General features: G+C 45.4%; 16 protein-coding genes, 1 tRNA gene and 3 rRNA genes. 18 read left to right on the forward strand and 2 right to left on the reverse strand.

Annotated elements, in window-relative coordinates:
- Positions 1–59: 59 nt before the first annotated feature.
- Complete coding sequence (locus tag HXT59_RS02055; protein WP_012914561.1) at positions 60–1,844, reverse strand: S1C family serine protease; 1,785 nt, start codon at positions 1,842–1,844, stop codon at positions 60–62.
- A 185-nt stretch (positions 1,845–2,029) separates the two neighbouring features.
- On the opposite strand from HXT59_RS02055, the gene tgt reads away from it, so the two are divergent.
- The 12 genes from tgt to HXT59_RS02115 all read left to right on the forward strand — a co-directional run bounded on the left by tgt (position 2,030) and on the right by HXT59_RS02115 (position 15,590).
- Complete coding sequence (gene tgt / locus HXT59_RS02060) at positions 2,030–3,355, forward strand: tRNA guanosine(34) transglycosylase Tgt (RefSeq protein WP_004109431.1); 1,326 nt, start codon at positions 2,030–2,032, stop codon at positions 3,353–3,355.
- A 75-nt stretch (positions 3,356–3,430) separates the two neighbouring features.
- Positions 3,431–3,513 (forward strand) — tRNA-Leu (locus HXT59_RS02065).
- Positions 3,514–3,670: 157 nt separating this feature from the next.
- Entirely contained in the window at positions 3,671–4,441 is a 771-nt protein-coding gene (locus HXT59_RS02070) for an alpha/beta hydrolase (RefSeq protein ID WP_004109429.1), read from the forward strand.
- Positions 4,442–4,515: 74 nt separating this feature from the next.
- Positions 4,516–4,977, forward strand: coding sequence for a nucleoside deaminase (locus HXT59_RS02075; protein ID WP_064622043.1), 462 nt, complete (start codon positions 4,516–4,518; stop codon positions 4,975–4,977).
- Between the two features lie 390 nt (positions 4,978–5,367).
- Positions 5,368–6,378 (forward strand): LacI family DNA-binding transcriptional regulator, encoded by a 1,011-nt coding sequence (locus HXT59_RS02080; protein ID WP_004109425.1) that lies wholly within the window; start codon positions 5,368–5,370, stop codon positions 6,376–6,378.
- Positions 6,379–6,594: 216 nt separating this feature from the next.
- On the forward strand, positions 6,595–8,088 hold the full coding sequence (locus tag HXT59_RS02085; RefSeq protein WP_012914558.1) for a sugar ABC transporter ATP-binding protein: 1,494 nt from the start codon (positions 6,595–6,597) through the stop codon (positions 8,086–8,088).
- Positions 8,089–8,259: 171 nt separating this feature from the next.
- The gene (locus HXT59_RS02090; protein ID WP_004109423.1) at positions 8,260–9,261 is read left to right on the forward strand and encodes an ABC transporter permease; all 1,002 of its coding nucleotides are present in this window, start codon (positions 8,260–8,262) and stop codon (positions 9,259–9,261) included.
- A gap of 263 nt (positions 9,262–9,524) precedes the next feature.
- Positions 9,525–10,463, forward strand: coding sequence for a D-ribose ABC transporter substrate-binding protein (locus HXT59_RS02095; protein WP_012914557.1), 939 nt, complete (start codon positions 9,525–9,527; stop codon positions 10,461–10,463).
- A 294-nt stretch (positions 10,464–10,757) separates the two neighbouring features.
- The gene (gene rbsD, locus HXT59_RS02100) at positions 10,758–11,153 is read left to right on the forward strand and encodes a D-ribose pyranase (RefSeq protein WP_004109421.1); all 396 of its coding nucleotides are present in this window, start codon (positions 10,758–10,760) and stop codon (positions 11,151–11,153) included.
- A gap of 46 nt (positions 11,154–11,199) precedes the next feature.
- Positions 11,200–12,246, forward strand: coding sequence for a ribokinase (locus tag HXT59_RS02105; protein ID WP_004109420.1), 1,047 nt, complete (start codon positions 11,200–11,202; stop codon positions 12,244–12,246).
- Between the two features lie 242 nt (positions 12,247–12,488).
- Positions 12,489–13,457 carry a ketopantoate reductase family protein gene (locus tag HXT59_RS02110; protein ID WP_012914555.1) on the forward strand — a complete coding sequence of 323 codons (969 nt, stop codon included), beginning with the start codon at positions 12,489–12,491 and terminating at the stop codon, positions 13,455–13,457.
- Positions 13,458–13,670: 213 nt separating this feature from the next.
- The gene (locus tag HXT59_RS02115; protein ID WP_012914554.1) at positions 13,671–15,590 is read left to right on the forward strand and encodes an alpha-glucosidase; all 1,920 of its coding nucleotides are present in this window, start codon (positions 13,671–13,673) and stop codon (positions 15,588–15,590) included.
- A 25-nt stretch (positions 15,591–15,615) separates the two neighbouring features.
- Here HXT59_RS02115 and HXT59_RS02120 read toward each other — a convergent pair whose 3' ends face one another.
- A complete protein-coding gene (locus HXT59_RS02120; RefSeq protein WP_012914553.1) occupies positions 15,616–16,389 on the reverse strand; it encodes an SIR2 family NAD-dependent protein deacylase in 774 nt (257 codons plus the stop codon).
- A gap of 430 nt (positions 16,390–16,819) precedes the next feature.
- Here HXT59_RS02120 and HXT59_RS02125 point away from each other — a divergent pair, with 430 nt between their 5' ends.
- From HXT59_RS02125 to HXT59_RS02150, 6 genes are all read left to right on the forward strand, one after another.
- Positions 16,820–16,966: a hypothetical protein gene (locus HXT59_RS02125; protein WP_415687988.1), complete on the forward strand. Its 147-nt coding sequence runs from the start codon at positions 16,820–16,822 to the stop codon at positions 16,964–16,966.
- A 192-nt stretch (positions 16,967–17,158) separates the two neighbouring features.
- A 16S ribosomal RNA gene (locus HXT59_RS02130) occupies positions 17,159–18,685 on the forward strand.
- Between the two features lie 373 nt (positions 18,686–19,058).
- A 23S ribosomal RNA gene (locus HXT59_RS02135) occupies positions 19,059–22,118 on the forward strand.
- Between the two features lie 178 nt (positions 22,119–22,296).
- A 5S ribosomal RNA gene (gene rrf, locus HXT59_RS02140) occupies positions 22,297–22,413 on the forward strand.
- Together the 16S, 23S and 5S rRNA genes form the textbook arrangement of a ribosomal RNA operon.
- 222 nt (positions 22,414–22,635) lie before the next feature.
- The gene (locus tag HXT59_RS02145; RefSeq protein WP_041160617.1) at positions 22,636–23,355 is read left to right on the forward strand and encodes a nitroreductase family protein; all 720 of its coding nucleotides are present in this window, start codon (positions 22,636–22,638) and stop codon (positions 23,353–23,355) included.
- A gap of 148 nt (positions 23,356–23,503) precedes the next feature.
- A complete protein-coding gene (locus tag HXT59_RS02150) occupies positions 23,504–24,841 on the forward strand; it encodes an ATP-binding protein (RefSeq protein ID WP_012914551.1) in 1,338 nt (445 codons plus the stop codon).
- Positions 24,842–24,954: the final 113 nt, after the last annotated feature.

Below are 24,954 nucleotides of genomic sequence, written 5' to 3' on the forward strand. Positions count from 1 at the left end.
ATTTAGGGGCATTTTTATTACAGTGTCTTACTTTTTAATAGTAAAACATGCGGTTTTATTTACCAGAAACCGAATGGATCAAATATTCCACCATCGTCACCATCGTCATCTCCACGTTGTTGTAAATCGTCATCGTCACCATCGTACGAGTTACTTCCGCGTTTTTTACCAGGCTTCTTTTGGTTTTTCTTTAATTTCTTTTCTTGCTTATTTGTGCCATTAACAGCAGTTTCTTCTTGGTTGAATGTAACTTGCAACTTAAGTGTGTTGCCGTTACGAACTATTGTGAGCGTAGCTTTTTGATTGAACGCTGTTGCTCTCACATACCCGAGGAGTGCGTAATTATTGGATACAGGCTTATCGTCAAAGGCAACAATAGTGTCATTGGCTTTGAGTCCGGCTTTTTCAGCAGGGCTTCCTTGATTGACAGAAACAATTTGAGCTCCTCCGCGAGTAATTCCTTCGGACTCAACTGCTGTGCTTTTAATCATGATCCCTAGTGCTACGTGCTTTACAGAACCATTCTTAATAATTTCTGTAACTACTCGTTTCACCAGATTTGCTGGAATTGCAAAGCCGATGCCGATAGATCCTGTAGTCTCCCCTTGAGCTGATGTCGCTGCAATAGAAGAATTAATACCTATGACCTTTCCGGCAGCGTTAAAAGTTGGGCCGCCTGAATTTCCTGGATTAATAGCTGCATCAATTTGTACTGCATTAGTTACAATTTCAGAGCGGCTTTGGTCGTCCATAACTGATACTGGACGATTTAAAGCCGAAACAATGCCTGTGGTAGCTGTATCGTCATATCCAAGCGGATTTCCGATTGCCATAACCGGTTCGCCAACGGAAAGCAGATTAGAATCTGCAAATTGGACTGTCTTTAAATTATTTGGTGAATTGTCTAATTTAAGTACTGCCAAATCAGTAGTTTTATCTGCTCCGACTAATGTAGCTGAATAAATTTGACCATTAGAAAGGGTTACTTGAATTTCTTTTGCATTAGCAATTACGTGATTGTTTGTTACAACATAACCTTTTGAATCAATAATTGCTCCAGAACCCTTCCCCATGCCTTTCTCTAAACGAGTTTGTATAGAAACAACGGCTCCGGAAACATTTTTTGCAACTCCTTGCCAATCCGGAGATTGTCCGCCTTTAACTACTGCGGTCCCAGGGCCAGAAGAATGAGAGCCGATGTTTGCGAAAGAGCCGCTTTGTGGAATTGAAATAAGACCTTGCGAGATTACAAATAGAACTACAACTACGCAAACTATTGCAGAAATTGCGGAGGATAAAATGGCAACAAAAGCAGTTGACGAAGAGCTTTTTGTTTTTCTTTTGTTACCTTTTTTGTTTGTGTCGTTTGTATTTGCTGCATTTGTGCTAATAATGCTTGTTTTTGCTATATTTTCATTTTCTTCGTTACTTGCATTATTGTTAAAATTCTGTTGCGCTGGTGTTTGATTGCCAACTTCATTATTTGGGTAAGAATTATTGTCTGTGCCGTAATTATACGGATTTCCGAAGCCGTTAAAATTATTATTTCCGTAGTAATTTTGTGATCCAATGTATTGCGTAGGAGCATTATTGATATTTGTATTATCCGCATCGTTATTTTGGTTTACGGCGTAATTGTTAGCTGGATACTGTGTAGTGTTTGTACCAACTTCATTTTCGTTATTTGTTGGGCCGTAAGCTCCGAATTCAGGAGCTGGGCTATATGTTTGTGCTGTTTGCGTTGGTTGTGCTGGTTGCGTCGGCTGTTCCTGCTGCTCGTAATATCCATTATTTGCAGTTTCATTGGATTCCTGCTGATTTGCACCATACATATCGTCAGCCATTCATCCTCCTTACAAAAGACTCTTAACACACCATAATAAACCATGCCATTATCTATGTAAGAGATAGTATGTTTTTTTATAATTTTTTAAATAATTTGCCTTGTAAATTTCATAAATTTTGCAAATTAATTTGGATATTGTCACGGAAAAATATAAATTGTGTGTGTTTTTTATTTATACTCGTCATGCCTTCTAATAAAGTAAATGCTATGACAAGTCTTCTTGAACATCCACGCGGAGCTGAGCCTGGGAAGCCTGGTGACCGCAAAGAATTTTCGTTTACAACTAAAACGCGACTTTCCAATACTGCTGAAGGTAAAGGTCGTGACGGTGCTCGCTATGGGCGCACCGGCGTAATTCACACGCCTCACGGGGATATTCAGACCCCAGCATTTGTACCTGTTGCAACGCAAGCTGCAATGAAGGCAGTGTTGCCAGAAAGCATTAAGGATTTGGGCGCTCAGTGCATGCTTTCAAACGCTTTTCATTTGTACGAACGTCCTGGGGCGGATGTTCTTGACGAAGCTGGCGGATTGGGAAAGTTTATGAACTGGGATAAGCCAACCTTTACGGATTCTGGCGGTTTTCAGGTTCTTTCTTTGGGTGCTGGTTTTAAGAAGACCCTTGCAATGGACGTTACTGGCATGAAGTCGGACGATGTTATTGCAGCCGGTAAGGAGCGTATGGCTTTTGTTGACGAGGATGGCGTAACTTTTAAGTCTCCTCTTAACGGAGCTAAGCACCGTTTTAGTGCTGAAATTTCTATGGGAATCCAGCATAAGCTGGGCGCGGATATTATGTTTTCTTTCGACGAGCTTACTACTTTGATGAATACTCGCCGATATCAAGAGGAATCTGTAGAGCGCACTTTCCGCTGGGCAAAGCGTTGTGTTGCAGAGCATCAGCGTTTAACCGAGGAGCGTGTAGGCAAGCCGTATCAAGCATTGTATGGCGTTGTGCAGGGTGCTAATTATGAGGATTTGCGTAGGCATGCGGCCGAGCAGATTGCTTCTTTAGATTTTGATGGCGTAGGCATTGGTGGCGCTATTGAGAAGCGAATTATTGGTGATACTTGCGCTTGGATTTGCGATGCTATGCCGGAAAATCGCCCACGCCACGTGCTTGGTATTGCAGCCGTGGATGATATTTTTGCTTGCGTTGAAAACGGCGGAGATACTTTCGACTGCGTGGCTCCAGCTCGCTGCGGAAGAAACGGAGCAATTTTTACTCGTCATGGTCGCTACAACGTAAAACGTGCAGAGTTTAAGCATGATCAGCGTCCGCTTGAAGAAGGCTGCGATTGCTACACTTGCACGCATTATTCCAGAATGTATGTGGATCATTTGTTGCGCGCTAGTGAAATGAATGGATTTACGCTTGCAACCATTCATAATGAGCGTTTCTTTGTGAAGCTGCTCGACGATATTCGAGCTTCTATTGACGGCGGATATTTTGAAGAGTTCCGCGATGAGACTCTTGCACACTATTACGAAAACGGTTCTAAAGGCTGAGAGTAGTTTTGAGCGCAAAATGCTAGGTTAAATATTGCGAATTTATATTAAATATGATAGCCTTGCACTTTGTATGCGAACGTGGCGGAATGGTAGACGCGCTGTCTTCAGGTGGCAGTGAGCGTATGCTCGTGCGGGTTCAAGTCCCGCCGTTCGCACTAGTTAAAAAGGCTGGAATTGCAAGGGCTTTGCCTCTTACTATTCTGGCCTTTTGTGCAAATATAGTGCAAATATAAGGCAACTATATTGCAACTGCAATGCAAAAAAGTGCGAGTATTGTACAAACTTTTATTTATTACAAGCGACGGTGATGTAATGAACACTAACGATGAACTAAATATCAATAATGTAGGTGACAATTCTTACGATCCACATATTGGTCGCGAATCTCACGTTGTGCCGGGTCGTTTTGGTGAGCCTTTAAAAGTTATGAATGCACAGTATTCGCAAGGGAATGCTTCAGCTCATCCAACGCATCCGCTGCTTTTGCTCCTTCACGGTTGGGGTTCTAACGAGGAAGATTTATTGGATTTGTTGCGAGTAGTTGCACCATATAATGATGCAATCGCTTTACGTGCTCCACTTAAGCTGGCAGAAGGCGCTTACAGTTGGTTCCACGATGCTGTGCCGCAGCGAGAAGATTTAGATTACGATATGTATGCTGCTGCTGTAGCAATTGACGAATGGGTGCATGAAAATATTCCAGCGAATCGCGACATTGTGCCATTTGGTTTTTCGCAAGGCGCTGCGCTCGCGGTGCACGTTTTGCGTTTGAATCCTTCGCGCTACCGTGCGGCCGTTTCGCTTTCCGGGTTCATAGCGCCTAGTGTTCCTGCTTCCTCGGAAGAAATCGCATTACAAGATAACGATTTAGCTGAGCGTAATACTCCTGTATTTTTCGGCTACGGATTAGAGGATGGCGTGATTCCTCCTTACGAATTCTCGGCTGCTGCAGCGTGGCTTGAGGAGCACACTTGGCTTGAAGAACGTCGTTATCGCGGGTTGGATCACGCTGTTGATATGAACGAAATTGGCGATATTCGCAAGTGGTTCGTAACTCACGATATTTCTTCTGGGCTTATGTAAATTTACTTAGATTTATGTAAATTTATTCGATTTTGTTTTTTCTTAATCTGTAAATTAATTTGTAAAGTGATTTCATGAATATGCGCGATGAGATAGTATTTGCAATGAATCAAGCCTTGAATTTGGCTCGAGAGTCTGCTTCTGCAGGCGAAGTCCCAGTTGGAGCAGTTGTGCTTGATGGTAGCGGTAATATTATTGGCAAAGGCGCAAATATGCGAGAGCAGAGCGCTGATCCTTTGGCTCATGCTGAAGTGCTTGCTATGAAAGATGCTGCTACCTCGCGTAAATCTTGGAATCTATCTGACTGTACTCTGGTAGTAACTCTTGAACCTTGCCCTATGTGTGCTGGAGCTGTGCTGCAAACGCGCCTTAAACGCGTGATTTTCGGGGCGTGGGATGCCAAACTTGGTGCGTGTGGTTCTGTATGGGATATTTTGCGAGATCCTCATGTTGGCTCACGTCCGGAAGTCATTGGTTCAGTATGCGAATCTGAGTGTGCTCAACCCTTGCGAAACTTTTTTGCGCATCAACGTTAGATAAGTGTTGCATTATTTTTTAATGTTGCGTTTAATTCAAGATAACGCAGTGCATGAAAAGTAATTTTTAGCGTGTTCCCCTTGTGTTCATTCTAGCAAAATGTTATAGTTGCGGTAACGTTACCGCATGAGGTAAGTTGAAGAAACCGACAATTGTGGGAACGTTATCTCAATTTGCGGATTCTATTCAGCGCTGATGAAGCTGCTCATTGAGAATAAGATTGCACAGAGGCTCTTATGCATGGTTGCATAGTGCTGTTTTTCTCCAACGAGAGGAGTATATGGAAAAACGTAGTATAAAACATGGAGTACAAGCTAAAATCAAAACATATCGATAACAGTGCAAAATTGTTAACACTGGTTGAGCATAAGAGATGAGCTGGAGGTGTCATGTCGTACATTACGATTCGCGATGTTGCGCAACGTGCTGGTATATCAGTATCAACTGTTTCTCGCGCATTGAATAATACGGGTCGTATATCGGCAAACACTAAGGCGAAAGTTGAGCGTGCAGTTGCGGAACTAGGTTATATACCAGATTCTCGCGCTCAGGCGATGCGGTCATCTCGTACTAAGACAGTGGGGCTACTTGTGCCAGATATACGCAATGCGTATTTTGCTGAGCTTGCGTATACTGTGCAAGACTCGTTGTTTGATGCCGGCTATTGTGCGTTTATTGGAACATCTTCTGAGAGTGCAGCTCGTCAAGATTCATTCATTACAAGTATTCTTTCTCAACGCATTGATGGTGCGATTATTGTGCCTCAAGGTGAGGAAACTGATGCTATGAGAATGTTGATGGAGCAGCATCTTCCACTTATGTTTATGGATCGACATGTGGAGTCTCGGACTGGCGATTTGACGCATGTGCCAGTTGTGGATTCGGATCCAGAGCAAGGTATTCGTGAAGCATTATTGGATGTTAAACAACATGGTTTTTGCTCAGTTGGCTACGTGTCGGGTCCAATTATCGCTTCACCGTCACTGCAAGAACGTGAACAAGTATTTCGTACAGTGGCTTCGGAGATATTTGGCGAAGAACATGTATTTGTAGAATCTACGGGATTTGAACAATCCTCATGCGCTAGCGTGTTGCATCGCATGATTAGCGTTGGTGTAAAAGCGCTTATTGTCGGTTATTCGCCAGATGCGCTGCGAGTGATGGATGTAATGGCTCGTGAAGGATTAGTGATAGGCAGTGATATTTCACTTATCTCGTTTGATGATGTTGAAATATTCCGCTTAGCAACGCCGCGTATTTCTACTATTTCGCAACAAGTTCAGCGCATTGGTCGTACTAGTGCTGCACTTTTTTTGGATATGTTAGAACATAATGTTGATGTTCAATCGCAGCGAGTAGAAACTATGTATATTCCGCGTGAATCGTTAGGAAATGCGTAGCTGTAAGGCTGTTATTCTATAGCTTGACACTATTGTTATTGATTTTTGTACCGTGACTTTGTAAGCGTGTGCAGCAATCGCCTGAGCGTACCGTTGTTGTTACGTTTTTGCATGCACATTGCGGCATAATTCTCATCCAAAGTACAAGCGTAATGTAGCGTAATTTATTGCATTTTCGTGGCAGCAGTGGTGCTGTAGCGAAGAAAGAGGTAAGACATGACGGAACTATCGCTAGTAGGAGTATCGAAAATATTCGGTAATTCTACGGTAGTTGACAATGTGTCTGTAACAGTAAAACCAGGTGAAGTGCATGTTCTCCTTGGTGAAAATGGTGCGGGCAAGTCAACAGTTATTAAGATGATGAGCGGCATTTATCAGCCAGATAAAGGTCATATTGAGATCAATGGTGAAACAGCGCGAATTCCTAATGTGGATACTGCTCGCAAATTGGGCATTGCTGTGATTCACCAAGAGCTAAATTTGGTGCCAGAATTTTCTATTATGGAAAATTTGTTCCTTGGTATGCTTCCTACGAAAGCTGGTTTTGTTAGTCGGGCGACGATGCGTGCTCGTGCGGAATCTGCATTGCAAGTTATCGGTTTAGATGAAGATGTCAATAAGCCAATGGGACAACTTGGTGTAGCTCGTCAACAGATGGTAGAAATAGCCAAAGCACTTATGCAGCATGCATCTATCCTTATTCTTGATGAACCAACAGCTGCTCTAACAAAACCAGAATGTGAACAGTTATTTAACATTATGGAAGATTTAAAATCCAAAAATGTTGGAATGGTGTTTATTTCTCATCATTTAGATGAAATTGCGCGTATTGGTGATGTTGTAACTGTACTTCGCGATGGCAAATACGTCGATACTGTTGATGCGCAAGTTCCTGAGAAGGAACTTGTAAAACTCATGGTAGGTCGTGATATTACAAATCAATTCCCTCATGGCAAACGTAGTCAAGGCAAAGAGCTGCTAAAAGTAGAAGGCTTAACGCGAAAAGGTACGTTAGAAAATGTATCCTTCAGCGTTCATGCTGGCGAAGTTGTGGGTCTTGCAGGTTTGGTAGGTGCTGGTCGTACCGAAGTTCTTCGTGCAATATTTGGTGCAGATAGTTATGATTCAGGTTCAATAACTGTTGATGGTAAATCTATTGCAAAAGCGAATATTGCAGGAAGCATCGCAGCTGGTCTTGGTTTAGTCCCAGAAGATCGTCGAGTACAAGGGTTGATTCTTGAAGCATCTGTTGCAGAAAATTTGGGAATTTCTACATTAGTTCCTACAGCACATGCAGGATTTGCGGATTTGAAAGGGCAGCGTACTCGCGAGGAAGAAACTGCAAAAAAATTGCGTATTCGTATGGCAAACATTGATCAACTCGCTGGTTCGCTATCTGGCGGTAATCAACAAAAAATCGTGTTCGGCAAATGGTCTATGGCGAACGTGAAAGTGCTATTGCTGGATGAGCCTACTCGTGGTGTTGATGTTGGTGCTCGTGTAGAAATTTACGAGTTGATTAACAGTATCGTAGAAAATGGAGGTGCTGTGCTGATGGCATCCTCAGATTTGCCTGAAGTGCTTGGCATGTCAGATCGCGTATTGGTGATGTCGAACGGCAGAATCAGCGGTGAATTAGCTGCAAGCGAGGCTACGCAGGAAAGTGTGATGGAACTTGCAGTGACTCACCTTAATACATCTGGTATTTGAGCATACAGGAATGAGTAAAACCTTACTGCTTTCAATATGAAACTGATACATGAGCCATATTGAAATCTTAAAAATTAAAGTTACCAATCAAACGTAAAACTTGCATACAACAATTTATTGCACACAGCAGTGCAGTGAGTTATAGCAAAATTTGTTAAAGGAGTATAAATTATGGCTGCTACGAGTAGTGCAAAATCTGAGCATTTGGGATACGGTGCAGTTGATAAAGGATTTTTGCCTGCAGCGAAAAAGTTTGCATCACGCAATGGCGCTCTTATCGGCTTGATTATCTTGTGTGCTGCGCTTTCGTGCGCCACGCCAGCATTTTTGACAAGTGTGAATATTCTCAATGTGGGTATTCAAGCTGCGACAGTTGCTATTTTGGCATTCGGTCAAACCTTTGTTATCGTGTCCGCTGGTATTGATTTGTCAGTAGGTGCGGTGGCTGCAATTTCTAGTATGTTGGTTGCGTATACAGGCGTTTCTATGGGTTTGCCACCAGTGTTAACTGTTGTTGTAGGCATAGTAACCGGTGCGCTTTTTGGTCTTATTTCAGGTGTTGCAAACGCTTTTCTTAAGTTACCGTCGTTTATTGCTACATTGGCAATGATGTCTGTTGCGCGTGGACTTACCCTTGTTGTTTCAGACGGTCGTCCTATTTCCACTTCTGGCATGGTGAATTTCTTTGGTGCCAAGATATTAGGTATTCCAATGCCAATTGTGATGATGATTATCATGGGTGTTATTGCTGCAGTAATACTGAACTTCACCACTACTGGTCGTTCTATGTATGCTGTTGGTGGAAATATGGAGGCTTCTCGCCTTTCTGGTATCAATATTCATAAAACGCAAATTATGGTGTTTGTTTTTTCCGGTATTTTCGCTGCCATCGCTGGTTTAGTTATTGCCGGTCGTTTACATTCCGCTCAGCCTCAGGCTGCCGCTGGCTATGAAATGGATGCTATTGCTTCTGTTGTTATCGGTGGTGCTTCGCTTTCGGGCGGTAAAGGTAAGATTTCTGGCACTTTCGTAGGAGCAATTTTGCTGGCTGTAATTCGTAATGGCTTGAATATTTTGAATGTTTCCTCCTTCTGGCAGCAAGTAGTTATTGGTTTGGTTATTGCCTTTGCTGTGAGCCTTGACACTTTGCGCCGCAAGGAAGATACGCACTGACAGCAAATTAATACTTTTTATAAACTTGATCTTCTCGTAGGAAGGAGGTGAATCTTGCAAATGTTGATTCGTAAGTGGCGAGTAATCAATATTTTCAGCAAGAATTGAGACGATTTGGAATATTATAACTGAACTTTATAACTCAAAACTACGTAACAATAAGGTAAAGAGATGGTGAAACATCAGCCTTATGTCACTGCAACATTGTGGATTTATCGAACTAAAACTTGCGGTAGCACAGGGCAATAATCAAAGGAGATATGATGAATTATCCAATTATGCGTCGAGGCGTAAAGATTGCTTGCGCGGTTGCAGCAGCATCTGCACTTATTGTCAGCATGAGTGCATGTGGTAGTACTAATGGTGGCGATAAAGTCGCATTGCTAGTTTCTACTTTGAACAATCCGTTCTTTGTGGATTTGCGTGATGGTGCCCAAGCTGAAGCAGAGAAACTTGGTGTTGATTTGCAAGTTTCCGACGCTCAGAATGATTCTGCAAAGCAGCAGGATCAAGCGCAGAATGCTCAATCACAAGGTGCAAAAGCTGTTATTATTAACCCTGTAGATTCTGATGCTGCTGGTCCTGCAGTTGCCCCGTTGCTAAGCGCGAACTTGCCTGTGATTTCTGTTGACCGTTCTGTAACTGGTGAAAAAGTTACTTCGCATATTGCTTCCGATAACGTTGCTGGTGGTGCTCAGGCTGCTGACACGCTAGCTAATAGTATGGGCGAAAAGGGTGAAGTTTTGATTTTGCAAGGTATTCCTGGAGCGGCTTCTACTCGCGACCGTGGCAAAGGATTCAAAGATCGTATTAAGAAATATTCAAATATTAAAGTTGTAGCAGAACAAACTGCTAACTTTGACCGTGCTGAAGCATTAAATGTGGCTACTAATTTGTTGCAATCGCACCCGAATGCAACCGGCATTTACGCCGAAAATGACGAGATGGCATTAGGTGCCATTCAAGCATTAGGAGCTAAAGCTGGTAAAGAAATTAAAGTAGTCGGTTTCGATGGCACTGTTGACGGTATGAAAGCTATTAAGGCCGGCGCAATGGCTGGAACAATTGCTCAGCAGCCAAAGGAACTTGGTCGTTCCGCCGTTGCTGCTGCTGTAAAAGCTATTAAAGGGCAAAGTGTTCCAAAGACTGAACCAATTACTGTGAAAACAGTGACAATAAAGAATGTGGGTGATTTTGAGTAATACATATTTGCATAAAACTATGTAATTCTGTATATAAACATTAAAGTTTATGTTGAGTAGTTTTATGGATTAATATAGCTAATGCAAAATTTATATGGTGTTGAGAGCATTCATGATGCTTTCGTGAAAATAATCGCAACAGTAAAATTTATTAATACCGTATGCTTTAGTGTTCTCAACGCCATTGTTTTCTTAATAAGATTTTTTATCATATATGTTCGTGGTGGCGCACTTGTTATGAAGGTGATGATCATTGTTGATGTCACTTTCATGAGCCACGATATGGGGTGAATTATGTTAACTCATGGTATTTTGAACGCACAATTAGCAGCTGCTATTGCAAAATTGAGGCATAAGGATCAATTTGTTGTTTCTGACTGTGGCCTGCCTGTCCCAGCGGGCGTAGAAGTTATTGATTTAGCTTTGGTTTTTGGAATACCGCGATTTCCTGATGTGCTTGCATCAATAAAGGATGATCTTGTTCTTGAGTCTGGTATTATGGCGGAAGAAGCTTGTGATGATGTTCCAGAAACATGGATCAAGGATTTGCTTGGTGTGCCATTGACTTATGTGCCGCATGATGGCGAACGAGGGTTTAAGGCTCTTGTTTCGCAAGCTAAATTCGTGATTCGAACGGGTGAGACTACTCCGTATTCTAACGTGTTGCTGCGTTGTGGCGTTCCATTCTAAGCTTTGTTTTGCGCAATATTTAGGGAGAATTATGTGTAGTTATCATATGCTTGACTCGTTAGAGAGTTTAGAAAAGATTAAAGTCATTCAGCCTGTTAACGTGGCTTTGCAACATGAGACATTGCCTGCGTTACGAAATATGAAGATGCCTACTGTAGCGATAGTTGGTTCTATGAATGCGGATTATACTATTGTTGCTAATCGTCTTCCTATGCCTGGTGAGACCATTAAAGGTAACGAAATACGAATACTGCCTGGAGGCAAGTCAGGTAATCAGGCAGTATCTGCTGCAAAGCTTGGTGCGCACGTATGTATGTTCGGTGCTGTAGGTGATGATGCTAATGCTGATTTTCTTACTGGTGCTTTGCGAGAATCTGGTGTTGATACGACGTATGTACGTCATGTACCCAATTGCAACAGTGGCGCAACAGTGATTACAGTGGATGCGCAAAGTGGCGAAAATACTATTGTTTATGCGCCTGGGTCTAACTCGCAAGTTGATATTGATTATATTCAGTCGCCATCTGTGCAAGCTGCTATTACTAATGCAAAAGTATTAGGGCTTTGCTTGGAAAGTCCATTAGAATCGGTTACGATGTGCGCTCGCTTAGCGCATGAACATGGCGTAAAAGTTTTGCTTAATAATTCGCCTTTTTTGGATACATTACCGCAAGATCTTATACGATCTGCAGATATCTTACTGGTCAATGAGCATGAAATGGCACAGCTATTGCATATTTCAGAACCAGATAGCGGTGATTGGGATTCATTTGATTGGAAGCATACGCTTCATGCAATGCATGAGTTTGGCTTTAATGAGGCAATAGTAACACTTGGCTCACGTGGGTCTATGGTTTTGGATTATGCTGATAATTCGGTGCATCGAATTATGGCTCAGCATGTCAATGCCGTTGATACTACGGGTTGTGGCGATGCTTTTATGGGTACTGTGCTTGCGTGTTTGTCTGTGGATATGCGGTTGGTTGATGCAGCGTCACTCGCTTCTTATGTAGCTGCATATGCTGCTACTGGATTTGGCGCACAAGCTTCTTACGGTACAGTTGCTCAAATTCGTCAATTTTTTCACTTGTAAGTAGGTGATGCATGCATAAATTGTAAGTATATTCAGTTGACGTTCGAGCCTTGCCGATGCGCAGAATTTTGACATTCTTCTAAAACTGTGTAATATGCTATAAAAACCAAAAAGCAGTTGGCTGATTTTAGTCACTACAATCAGCCTTACTGCTTTTTACTATATTTACAGTCGCTTCGACGAATTTTCATGTATGCACGAATTTCGCCTAAGCACATTTTTACCTAAAAGGAGGTGTCACTATGAGTGGCATGAAATATGCAATGATCGGTTCGGGAGCTATGGGATATCGCTATGGCGTTTTGTTGCAGGAAACGGCTGGCATTCATGTTGATTTCATTGATGCCTGGGATGAGAATGTGAATAAAGTTCGCGAGCAAGGCGGCGTAATGGTGAGCCGTGACCATGAAAACCGTCATTTGGTGCCGATTAATATGTATACGCCTGAAGATTATGACGGCGATCCAGACGTGTGGATTGTGTTTATGAAGCAAATGCAGCTTGCGGAAATGTTGGAGCGTTGTAAGCATCTGTTTAAAGAGCATCAGGTTGTGTTTGCTGCTATGAATGGCTGGGGTCATTTTGAAAAGTTGCAGCAGTACTTCCCGGATGATCATATTTACGGCGGAACTGCCATGATTGCAACCGTTTTGAACGGTCCAGGCGACGTTGATTTTATTGGTAAAGTTGGCGTTGGAACTATGAATATGTGCGCGTTGAACGAGCAGGTGAGTGACGTTGAGCTTGCTATGCGAGACGACTTTAAAGCTGCCGGATTGAATCCTACTATTACGGAAGATTTCAAGGGTACGTGCATGGCGAAGGTAGTTTTCAATTCCGTAGTTAACACTTTGTGCACAATGTATCAGATTCAAATGGGTCAGTTTATTTCGTACCCTGGGGCTATGGATATGGCTCAACAGCTTATTAACGAAGCGTACGACGTGTGCGATCGTGCCGGAATTCGTATGGTTAATACGCGTCAGCAGGAGCTAGAGGCTATCGATTACGTAAGTCGCGTTGCAAATCCTCTGCACTATCCTTCTATGTACCAAGATATGAGTCGCGGACGAAAGACTGAAGTCGATTACATTAATGGTTACATAGCAAAGCTCGGTCGCGAAAATGATTACGTTTGCCGCACTCACGAATTCTTAACTCACGGCGTACACTTAGCGGAACTTGCTTTTAAATTGCACCATCAGCAATGATTTGGAGAGCATTCTACAATTCGTAACATGAATGAGAAGGAGGCGCGGCTCGCGGTTTTTACTGCGGGTCGCTTTTTATTATCCGCGCGTAACATCTAATATGCTGATAAAATTTAGAGTCTAAAATAATAAATACTACTAAATAAATAAAATTATTTGTAATGAATAAAACTGTAATAAAAATACTTATTAACGTAAATTGATGGGGATTAAATGACTACTTTTGACAGAGCAAACTTGCCAGAATCCGTGCGCACAAACGGCGCTACTCCAAACCCTTGGTGGGCGAATGCAGTTGTGTATCAGATTTATCCACGAAGCTTCCAGGATACGAACGGTGACGGCATTGGTGATTTGAAGGGAATTACTTCGCGCCTTGATTATTTGGCTGATTTAGGCGTTGACGTGCTCTGGCTCAGCCCTGTTTACAAGTCCCCACAAGACGATAACGGCTACGATATTTCCGATTATCAAGATATTGATCCGCTTTTCGGAACTTTGGAAGATATGGACGAGCTGCTGGCTGGAGCTCACGAGCGCGGTCTTAAAGTCGTGATGGATTTAGTAGTAAATCACACTTCTGACGAGCACGCTTGGTTCCAGGCTTCAAGAGATGCTTTTAGTGATTACGCTGATTGGTATTGGTGGAGGCCTGCGCGTGAAGGTTGTGTGCCTGGTGAGCCGGGTGCGGAGCCGAATAAGTGGGGTTCGTATTTCGGCGGTTCCGCGTGGACTTACGATCCGAAGCGCGGAGAATACTTCCTTCACCAGTATTCGCCAAAGCAGCCAGATTTGAATTGGGAAAATCCCGCGGTTCGCGCTGCCGTGTACAAGATGATGAATTGGTGGATGGATCGCGGAATTGATGGCTTCCGCATGGATGTGATTACGCAAATTTCCAAGCATGTTGATTCTGAAGGTCGTTTGCCGGGTGAAGATGGCTGCCAAATTGAAGATTTGCCAGCTGGTGCTGACGGCTATTCTTCGCCATTCCCGTTCTGCTCGGACGGTCCTCGTTTAGACGAATTCTTGCGTGAGATGCGTGCAGAAGTTTTCGACGGTCGCGAAGGTTATCTTACTGTCGGCGAGGCTCCGGGAATTTCTCCGCACCGTAATACTTATATTACTGACCCTGCCCACAGCGAACTTGACATGTTATTCCTGTTCAATCATGTGGATATCGATTGCGAAAACGGTACTAAGTGGAATCCTGTGCCGCTAAAGCTTACGGCATTAAAGAGCGTGATGGCAGAGCAGCAACAAGCGGTAGCGGATGCTGGTTGGGCGAGCCTGTTCTTTAATAATCACGATCAGCCGCGTGCGCTTTCTCGCTGGGGTAGTGAGGCTAGCGAGGAGATGCGCGTGCGCTCTGCTAAGGCGATTGCCATGCTTCTTCACATGCACCGCGGCACGCCTTACGTGTACCAAGGCGAGGAAATTGGTATGACTAACGCGCACTTTACGCGTCTCGAGCAGTATCGCGATTTGGAAGCGTTGAATATGTTTAAGCAGCGCGTAGAAGAAGCGCATATTCAGTCTGCTGAGTCGATGATGGATGCGCTCGCAAAGCGCGGCCGCGACAATTCTCGAACTCCAATGCAGTGGAATGCTTCTAAATACGCGGGATTCATGCCTTTTAATGTTCAGTCGGTAAATAACGCAGAGCCGTGGATTAGTGTGAATCCTAATTATGTGGATATTAACGCAGCAGAGCAGATGGAAGATTCAGATTCCGTTTACGCTTTCTATAAGTATTTGATTGCGCTTCGTCATTCGGAACCGATTGTTTCTGCTGGTTCTTGGGATTTGGTTGATGCAGATGACGAGTGCGTGTATGCTTTCGTGCGCGAGCTTAAATCTGGTTGCGAAAAGCAGGAAGATTCTGCAGAGACTGCTGCGGAATCTGCTGCAAATTCCGCGGAATCTACAGAACGCATGCTCGTAATGGTTAATATGACTGACTCAACTGTGCCTATCCCTACGCAGAGCGCGCAATTATTGCAAAATTGCGCCTCTAACGCTTTTGTAGGGCGTGACGTAATGGTTACGACCTACGACGTGAATCACGCGCTTACATCGCTTAAAAACGGTACGCTTGCGCCTTGGGAAGGTATAGCTGTTACTTTGCAATAGTTTTAATAGCGTTAATTTGCAATAATCACTTTGCAATAGTTTCGTCTACTAACTTTGGCAGAGCTTTCGCAATATCTTCGCGAATAATACGCTCTGCCAAATAGTCGTATTGCGTAGAGCCCAGGTTCATTATCGTAATCGGCACTCCAGCGCGCGCAGCTAACGGCACGAGGCTGGCAGCTGGAAATACTTCCAGCGTGGAACCAATAACCCACAGCTCGTCCGCTTTAACTATTGCTTGCGCACTGCGTTCCATAGCACCTTCTGGAAGCGCTTCTCCAAAATAAACAACGTCTGTTTTTATGAGACCGTTACAAGGCATATTGCTGCGGTACGGCAGAGTGCGTCTGCAATGCGGATCCGGGTGCTCATCTAAATCTGCCATAATATCGGCAGTTTTATAGCTCGCGTGGCAGCTCATGCAGTGCGAAGTTCCGATGCTTCCATGCAAGTTCACTATAATGTCTGGGTTATTGCCAGCTTTTTCGTGAAGTGCGTCAAAGTTTTGTGTGGCTATAAGGTCGAGCATTCCTGCCTTCTCGAGTTTTACAAGTGCTTTGTGTGCTGTTCCTGGCTGTGCGTTCCAAACGGGAGACTCTTTTTGCCAGCGCCAAGAGTAGACGCGTTCCTCTTTACTGCTTAAAAATGCGTCTATGTCATAAACGCTCATTTGCTCTGGGTGTTTAGTCCAAACTCCATCTGGACCGCGAAAGTCAGGAATGCCTGCGCTTGTGGAGATTCCTGCGCCTGTGAGCACAACAATGTGGTGTGCTTTATTGCTCGATTGCTTGTTGCTCATTCTTCTGCTCCTTCTTTTATTAATGTCTGTTAATACCCTATTCTTATTTTCTTATTTTTCTTTTTTCTTTATGCGCTTTACGCTTTTTGTGTTTTTATGTGCTTTGTATGCTTTATAAAAGTTTATTTAATAAGTATCTATTTATATAGGTATTTTTTATTCCGTATGTATTCCATATATCGCGCTCATATATTTTTGTGTATATCTAATCGTATATCTCATCTTTTTCTGCTTTTATTGTGTATTTTTCGCGTTGATTCTGTATTAATTGCGTATTTGTTGTTGTTCTGCTTAAAGCGAGTGCGTGCGACACTCCCGGCTTTGAGGTTTTTGGAGGTATTTTTGATTATTTTTTGTTGGTTTTGATTATTGTTCCTGGTCTTGTGTTGGTTTTTTGGTGCTTTTTCGCGATTTTCAACACGCCGGTGTTTTGGCTTGTTTTCAATGTTTTTGGGGTGTTTGTTTTTGGTGGGTTTGCGTTTTAGCGTGGGTTGGTGTAAGTTTATCTCTTGCTGCTCAGCGCGGCTGGTTCTCCTCGGTTGAGGTTGATGAGCCGGCTGGTGTGGTGGTGGTTTGAGAACTCAAGAGCGTGTCTGTACTACTTATTAGTTAATTATTGCCAGTTCATTGCCTGCCTTGCAGATTGCAGGGTGCCTGAGAGATGGTTAAATGGTGGTGAGGTTTTTGTTGGGATGTTCTTTCCTTAAAGAATGTCTCGTCTTTTTCTTTTTAATATTGGAGCCTTTTGTTGGCTCTTCATTGAAGTTTTTTCGTGGAGGGTTCGATTCTGGCTCAGGATGAACGCTGGCGGCGTGCTTAACACATGCAAGTCGAACGGGATCTGACCAGCTTGCTGGTTGGTGAGAGTGGCGAACGGGTGAGTAATGCGTGACCAACCTGCCCCATGCTCCAGAATAGCTCTTGGAAACGGGTGGTAATGCTGGATGCTCCAACTTGACGCATGTCTTGTTGGGAAAGTGTTTAGTGGCATGGGATGGGGTCGCGTCCTATCAGCTTGTAGGCGGGGTAATGGCCCACCTAGGCTTCGACGGGTAGCCGGCCTGAGAGGGCGGACGGCCACATTGGGACTGAGATACGGCCCAGACTCCTACGGGAGGCAGCAGTGGGGAATATTGCGCAATGGGGGAAACCCTGACGCAGCGACGCCGCGTGCGGGATGAAGGCCTTCGGGTTGTAAACCGCTTTTGATTGGGAGCAAGCTTTCGGGTGAGTGTACCTTTCGAATAAGCGCCGGCTAACTACGTGCCAGCAGCCGCGGTAATACGTAGGGCGCAAGCGTTATCCGGAATTATTGGGCGTAAAGAGCTTGTAGGCGGTTCGTCGCGTCTGGTGTGAAAGCCCATCGCTTAACGGTGGGTCTGCGCCGGGTACGGGCGGGCTAGAGTGCAGTAGGGGAGACTGGAATTCCCGGTGTAACGGTGGAATGTGTAGATATCGGGAAGAACACCAATGGCGAAGGCAGGTCTCTGGGCTGTTACTGACGCTGAGAAGCGAAAGCGTGGGGAGCGAACAGGATTAGATACCCTGGTAGTCCACGCCGTAAACGGTGGACGCTGGATGTGGGGCCCATTCCACGGGTTCCGTGTCGGAGCTAACGCGTTAAGCGTCCCGCCTGGGGAGTACGGCCGCAAGGCTAAAACTCAAAGAAATTGACGGGGGCCCGCACAAGCGGCGGAGCATGCGGATTAATTCGATGCAACGCGAAGAACCTTACCTGGGCTTGACATGTGCCTGTCGACTGCAGAGATGTGGTTTCCCTTCGGGGCAGGTTCACAGGTGGTGCATGGTCGTCGTCAGCTCGTGTCGTGAGATGTTGGGTTAAGTCCCGCAACGAGCGCAACCCTCGCCCTGTGTTGCCAGCGGGTTATGCCGGGAACTCACGGGGGACCGCCGGGGTTAACTCGGAGGAAGGTGGGGATGACGTCAGATCATCATGCCCCTTACGTCCAGGGCTTCACGCATGCTACAATGGCCGGTACAACGGGATGCGACATGGTGACATGGAGCGGATCCCTTAAAACCGGTCTCAGTTCGGATCGTAGTCTGCAACTCGACTACGTGAAGGCGGAGTCGCTAGTAATCGCGAATCAGCAACGTCGCGGTGAATGCGTTCCCGGGCCTTGTACACACCGCCCGTCAAGTCATGAAAGTGGGCAGCACCCGAAGCCGGTGGCCTAACCCTTTTGGGATGGAGCCGTCTAAGGTGAGGCTCGTGATTGGGACTAAGTCGTAACAAGGTAGCCGTACCGGAAGGTGCGGCTGGATCACCTCCTTTCTACGGAGTTTTTGTGCACGCTCGGTTGAGTGTGGTTACTGGTGTGGAAAACAATAGTTAACGTTTTTGATGAGTTTGTTGGGCATGCTTTTGGGTTCCCGGATTGCCACCCCCCTTTGTTTGGGGTTGCGGTCCTTGACTCACAGGATTTCAGGTTGATGCTTTTGAGTGTTTGGCTTGGGTTTTGTGGTGTTGTGGTGGTTTGAGAACTGGATAGTGGACGCGAGTAAAATGCGAAACTTTTTTGTTTCGATTTTTTGCTTTTATCAATTTCAACCGGCTCCTTTTGTTGGAGTCGCTTGATCGTTTTGTGATCGTTTAGTGTGATGATTTTTTGTCTAGAGAATTTTGCTGATGGGTTCTTACTTTAGTGTTTGTCACTGGTAAGGGCGTATGGTGGATGCCTTGGTAGACAGGACCGATGAAGGACGTGACGGGCTGCGATATGCCTCGGGGAGCTGCCGAGTGGGCTTTGATCCGAGGATTTCCGAATGGGGAGACCCGGCCACTGTTATGAGTGGTCACCACAGTTTTTGTGGGGGGTACGCAGGGAAGTGAAACATCTCAGTACCTGCAGGAAAGGATACTCCGTGAGTAGTGGCGAGCGAAAGCGGATCAGGCTAAACCGGGTGCGTGTGATAGCCGTCAGGTGTTGCGCATTCGGGGTCGTGGGATGGACTGTTCAGCCTCTGACGGGGTTGAGGAGAGTGATAAAATGTCGTGCTAGGTGAATGGGATTGAATTCCCAGCCGTAGAGGGTGATGGCCCCGTAGCTTGTCGTGCGATGTCTCTTTATGTTTATTCCCAAGTAGCGCGGGACTCGTGGAATCCCGCGTGAATCTGCCCAGACCGTTGGGTAAGCCTAAGTATTCCTGTCTGACCGATAGTGTACTAGTACCGTGAGGGAAAGGTGAAAAGCACCCCGGGAGGGGAGTGAAATAGTTCCTGAAACCGTGCGCTTACAATCCGTCGGAGCCTTCTTTGTGGGGTGACGGCGTGCCTATCGAAAAATGAGTCTGCGAGTCAGTGGTATGTGGCGAGGCTAACCCGGGTGGGGGAGCCGTAGCGAAAGCGAGTTTTAAAAGGCGTTTGAGTCGCATGTCCTGGACCCGAAGCGGGATGATCTAGCCCTGAGCAGGTTGAAGCGCGGGTAAGACCGTGTGGAGGACCGAACCCACCTAGGTTGAAAACTGGGGGGATGACTTGGGGTTAGGGGTGAAAGGCCAATCAAATTCCGTGATAGCTGGTTCTCTCCGAAATGCATTTAGGTGCAGCGTCGTGTTATTGCTTACAGGGGGTAGAGCTACTGGATGCTTGCGGGCCCATACCGGGTACCAATAGCAGCCAAACTCCGAATACCTGTTAGGTTTATCACGGCAGTGAGTCGGCGGGGGATAAGCTCCGTCGTCAAAAGGGAAACAGCCCTGATCGTCGTCTAAGGTCCCGAAGCGCGTGCTAAGTGGGAAAGGATGTGGAGTCGCATAGACAGCCAGGAGGTTGGCTCAGAAGCAGCCATCCTTGAAAGAGTGCGTAACAGCTCACTGGTCTAGTGGTTCCGCGCCGACAATGTAGCGGGGCTTAAGCACGCCACCGAAGACGCGGCTGCATGATTTGTTTCATGCGGGGTAGGAGAGCGTCCTGTATGGGGTGAAGCGGCAGTGTGAACTTGTCGTGGACTTTACAGGAGTGAGAATGCAGACATGAGTAGCGAGAGACGGGTGTGAATCCCGTCCGCTGAATGACTAAGGGTTCCGGGGCCACGTTCGTCGTCCCCGGGTGAGTCGAGTCCTAAGGCGAGGCCGACAGGCGTAGTCGAATGGATGAACGGGTTGATATTCCCGTACCGGTGTTACACCGTTCGAACTGAATCTGAGAGTACTAACCTTCATTTGCTGGTTGATTGCCTTTCGGGGTTGTTGGCTGGTTTGTGTTGGGACTGTATCGGTAGTAGGTTAGCGTGGGAGTGACGCGGGTAGGTAGCCGGCTGCGGAGGTGGTTTTCCGTGGCTAAGCGTGTGGGCTGTCTCCTAGGTAAATCCGGGGGATGTTAAAGCTGAGGCGTGATGGGTAGGCTGTAAGGCTGATTCCGGTGATCCTGCTTGCCAAGAAAAGCTTCAACGTGAGGTGTGATTCCGCTCGTACCCTAAACCGACACTGGTGGTCTGGTAGAGTATACCGAAGCGATCGGGCGAATCCTGGCCAAGGAACTCGGCAAATTACTCCCGTGCCTTCGGCATAAGGGAGACCCCTGATGGTGATGTTTTTTACAAGCGGAGCTGTTGGGGGTGGCACAAGCTAGGGGGTAGCGACTGTTTACCAAAAACACAGGAGCGTGCGAAGGCGTAAGCCGCTGTATACGCTCTGACGCCTGCCCGGTGCCGGAAGGTTAAGAGGATCCGTTAGCTTCGGTGAAGCGGTGAATTTAAGCCCCGGTAAACGGCGGTGGTAACTATAACCATCCTAAGGTAGCGAAATTCCTTGTCGGGTAAGTTCCGACCTGCACGAATGGCGTAACGACTTCCCCACTGTCTCGGCCAGGAGCCCGGCGAAATTGCAGTACGAGTAAAGATGCTCGTTAAGCGCAGAAGGACGAAAAGACCCCGGGACCTTTACTATACCTTGGTATTGTCGTTAGGTGTGGATCGTGTAGCATAGGCGGGAGGCTGTGAAGCGTGGGCGCTAGCTTGCGTGGAGTCGACAGGTGAAATACCGCTCTTTCCATATCTGGCGTCTAACCTCGACACGTTATCCGTGTCAGGGACAGTGCCTGGCGGGTAGTTTAACTGGGGCGGTTGCCTCCTAAAGAGTAACGGAGGCGCTCAATGGTCCGCTCAGCCCGGTTGGCAATCGGGTGTTGAGTGTAATCGCACAAGCGGGCTTGACTGTGAGACTGACGGGTCGAGCAGGGACGAAAGTCGGAGATAGTGATCCGGTGCCGGCGTACGGACGTGGCATCGCTCAACGGATAAAAGGTACCCCGGGGATAACAGGCTGATCATTCCCAAGAGTCCATATCGACGGGATGGTTTGGCACCTCGATGTCGGCTCGTCGCATCCTGGGGCTGGAGCAGGTCCCAAGGGTTCGGCTGTTCGCCGATTAAAGCGGCACGCGAGCTGGGTTCAGAACGTCGTGAGACAGTTTGGTCTCTATCCTCTGCGCTCGTTGGAATGTTGAGGAGACCTGCCCATAGTACGAGAGGACCTGGGTGGACGAACCTCTGGTATGCCGGTCGTCACGCCAGTGGCGCTGCCGGTTAGCTACGTTCGGAAGGGATAACCGCTGAAAGCATCTAAGCGGGAAGCCTGCTCCAAGATAAGCATTCCTTGCACTTTAGTGTGTGAGCCCCCATGTAGAACACGTGGTTGATAGGCTAGATGTGGAAGCCCTGTAAGGGGTGGAGCTGACTAGTACTAACGGGCGATGGTGACATTCTTCCTCACTTTTGTGAGTGGGGAGGGTGAGTTTCTGTGAGTATTATTCTTCTAGCGTTAATGAGTACTGAATGTTTTGCTTAACGATCAGTTGGTAAGAGAGTTTTTATTCGCGTTCATGTCCGGTTCCCAAACCGCCACGTGTTGCCACTCACAGCTCGTGAGTGTATAATCTAGTTTTGCGGTGGTCATGGCTCAGGTGAGACGCCCGGTCCCATTCCGAACCCGGAAGCTAAGGCCTGACACGGCGAGGGTACTGCACTCGATAGGGTGTGGGAGACTAGCACGCTGCCGCATTATTTTTCTAGCGGGGAGTTTTCACTCCCCGCTTTTTTATTTTCGTATACTACTGTTTTTGTAATCCTCCAAACTCTGGACAACGCTCGCGCTATAAGCGCTCACTGCTGAGCAAGCTCACGCTCCGAATTGCTTTCGCGCGCGCAATGCTGCGCTCAAGCAGGTCGTCGCGCAAACGCGAGGAAAGTACTGCGTGCGTATTTGGTGCGATATACTAAAAGCATGACTACACAAACTTTTGAAGTACTCGCAAAGTCGCGATTTTCTGCACGTGATTTTCTAAATAAGCCAGTCGATTCTAAAATACTTGAAACTATTTTGCAAACAGCTGCACAATCGCCGAGCTGGTCTAACACTCGTGGCTACATGCTCGCTATTGCTCAAGGAGAACGCAAGCAGCAGCTTATTGATGCTTATACGCAAAAATGCAAAGCAATGTTTCGTACTAAAGACGCTACCCTTAGCGAATACGAGCGCATGATAGCCCAGAAAATGAGCCAGCCGGATGGAGATTTTCCTGTAATGGCTCCGTATCCGCAATCGCTTAAAGAGCGCAGTGCGCGTTTAGGGTTGGCGTTGTATAAACATTTAAATATTGATCGTAAAGATTTTCCTGCTCGAAATGCTCACACTTTGCGCAACTTCCAGGCGTTTGGTGCGCCAGTTATGGGATTTGTGCTTGTACGCCGTGATTTTCTACCATTTGCTGCGCTGGATGCTGGAATTATGCTGCAAACGTTACTGTTGGCTGCCAAAGAGCAAGGCGTAGATTCATGCCCGCTTGGCGTTCTTGCTACATGGCGTTCGCCGCTTGACGAAGTATTCGACATTCCGCCGGAGTATGCGCTGATTACTGGTTTTGCGTTAGGGTATGCGTCTGAAGCGCACGTAAATGCTTTCCGTGCGGAGCATCCGCCAATCGAGCTTGCGCAGGAAAAGTAACTTCGCATAAACCAATCTATCTTGCAAAGCGCAAAGTACTTTGGAAAATATCAGATAGAATTGCTAAATATGTCCTATTTTCGCTAATTCTATCTTGCAAAAACCAAAGTACTTTGCTAAATTGAAGATAGAAGTGGAAGGAAAAGGAATGCGAATGATTTTCAATCGTCAAAGTTACATAAGGAAACTTAACCAGCTTAGTTGGAATGGTCTGGTTAAAATCATTACTGGTGTGCGCCGCGCGGGAAAGTCGTTCATTCTTAACGAGCTGTTCTATAATTCTCTTATTTCTCAAGGTGTTTTGCAGAAGAATATTATTCGGTTTGCCTTTGATGCAGACGAAGATATTGATCGTCTTGAGCCATTCGCAAATGGCGAGCCAGTAAAAATCGCAGATAAAAAACTTGGCTACGTTATAAATGCTAAAGTGTTCCGTCGCTACATTGCGTCGCAAATAAATGATAGTGACAAGTTTTACATTTTCCTCGACGAAGTGCAATTGCTTGATAATTTTGTTGGTACACTTAACAGTTACTTAAGGCACGCAAATTTAGACATATATGTTACTGGATCTAACTCCCGTTTTCTTTCATCAGACATTGTTACTGAATTTAAGGGGAGGAGCACAGAAGTTCACGTCCAACCCCTTACTTTTGCCGAATATGTGGAAAGTTCTAACAAAACGGTTTCAGAATCTTGGGCAGATTACATTGTTACTGGCGGAATACCGCTTGTAGCTAGAATGCAAAATGTTGAGGAACAAATAAACTACCTTGAAAATCTTGTTAAAGAAACTTATTTGAAAGATGTAGTTCAGCGAAACGGCGTGCGAAAAGAACAGGCTCTTTCTGAAACTTTGCAAGTAATAGCTTCATCAATAGGCGCTCCTGTTAATCCAAGGAAACTTTCTAACACGTTTATTAGCCACGGATATGGGGAAATTACTTCAGCAACTGTTAGTCGTTTCATAGACTACTACAGCGATGCTTTTCTTGTAAGCAAAGCTCAAAAGTACAATATTAAGGGCAAAAAATACATTGATTCCTTGTTCAAAATTTACTTTGAAGACATTGGTGTACGCAACGCTTTACTTAATTTTAGGCAAATTGAAGAGTCGCATATTATGGAAAATGTTATATACAACGAATTAAGATATCGCGGATATAACGTGGATATTGGCGAAATGAATATTGCCGAAAATACTGGTCGAAAAGATAAAAATAACCATGATATTTATGCGCAAAAATCTTTGGAAATAGATTTTATTGCTACTTTGGGAAGTGAAAAATATTATATACAATCTGCGCCCGCTATGCCAACGGAAGAAAAATCATTGCGAGAGAAACGCTCGCTTTACTATATTGATAATTCCTTCAAAAAGATAGTAGTTACGAAAAATGGATTGCATGCTACAAGAGATAATCGTGGGGTAGTCACCATGGACCTATTTGATTTTTTGCTTAACGAGGATAGTCTTAAGCGGTGAAGATTTAGGGAATAAATAAGTATTTGTTATTAAAGGTGTCTTCGGAATCTTTGTATGGTTAATCTTGTTTATTGTCAAGCAGATGCGTATATAAATTTTGAGAATATTACTAT

Origin of the sequence: Gardnerella sp. KA01001 (assembly GCF_049244025.1) — a bacterium.
In the GTDB taxonomy this organism is placed as follows: Bacteria; Actinomycetota; Actinomycetes; order Actinomycetales; family Bifidobacteriaceae; genus Bifidobacterium; species Bifidobacterium swidsinskii.

What these genes read in the sequence shown, in the direction of transcription:
- HXT59_RS02055 (WP_012914561.1), bottom strand. Translation starts at nt 1,844, where the DNA reads ATGGCTGACGATATGTATGGTGCAAATCAGCAGGAATCCAATGAAACT.
- tgt (WP_004109431.1), top strand. Translation starts at nt 2,030, where the DNA reads ATGCCTTCTAATAAAGTAAATGCTATGACAAGTCTTCTTGAACATCCA.
- HXT59_RS02070 (WP_004109429.1), top strand. Translation starts at nt 3,671, where the DNA reads ATGAACACTAACGATGAACTAAATATCAATAATGTAGGTGACAATTCT.
- HXT59_RS02075 (WP_064622043.1), top strand. Translation starts at nt 4,516, where the DNA reads ATGAATATGCGCGATGAGATAGTATTTGCAATGAATCAAGCCTTGAAT.
- HXT59_RS02080 (WP_004109425.1), top strand. Translation starts at nt 5,368, where the DNA reads ATGTCGTACATTACGATTCGCGATGTTGCGCAACGTGCTGGTATATCA.
- HXT59_RS02085 (WP_012914558.1), top strand. Translation starts at nt 6,595, where the DNA reads ATGACGGAACTATCGCTAGTAGGAGTATCGAAAATATTCGGTAATTCT.
- HXT59_RS02090 (WP_004109423.1), top strand. Translation starts at nt 8,260, where the DNA reads ATGGCTGCTACGAGTAGTGCAAAATCTGAGCATTTGGGATACGGTGCA.
- HXT59_RS02095 (WP_012914557.1), top strand. Translation starts at nt 9,525, where the DNA reads ATGAATTATCCAATTATGCGTCGAGGCGTAAAGATTGCTTGCGCGGTT.
- rbsD (WP_004109421.1), top strand. Translation starts at nt 10,758, where the DNA reads ATGTTAACTCATGGTATTTTGAACGCACAATTAGCAGCTGCTATTGCA.
- HXT59_RS02105 (WP_004109420.1), top strand. Translation starts at nt 11,200, where the DNA reads ATGCTTGACTCGTTAGAGAGTTTAGAAAAGATTAAAGTCATTCAGCCT.
- HXT59_RS02110 (WP_012914555.1), top strand. Translation starts at nt 12,489, where the DNA reads ATGAGTGGCATGAAATATGCAATGATCGGTTCGGGAGCTATGGGATAT.
- HXT59_RS02115 (WP_012914554.1), top strand. Translation starts at nt 13,671, where the DNA reads ATGACTACTTTTGACAGAGCAAACTTGCCAGAATCCGTGCGCACAAAC.
- HXT59_RS02120 (WP_012914553.1), bottom strand. Translation starts at nt 16,389, where the DNA reads ATGAGCAACAAGCAATCGAGCAATAAAGCACACCACATTGTTGTGCTC.
- HXT59_RS02145 (WP_041160617.1), top strand. Translation starts at nt 22,636, where the DNA reads ATGACTACACAAACTTTTGAAGTACTCGCAAAGTCGCGATTTTCTGCA.
- HXT59_RS02150 (WP_012914551.1), top strand. Translation starts at nt 23,504, where the DNA reads ATGCGAATGATTTTCAATCGTCAAAGTTACATAAGGAAACTTAACCAG.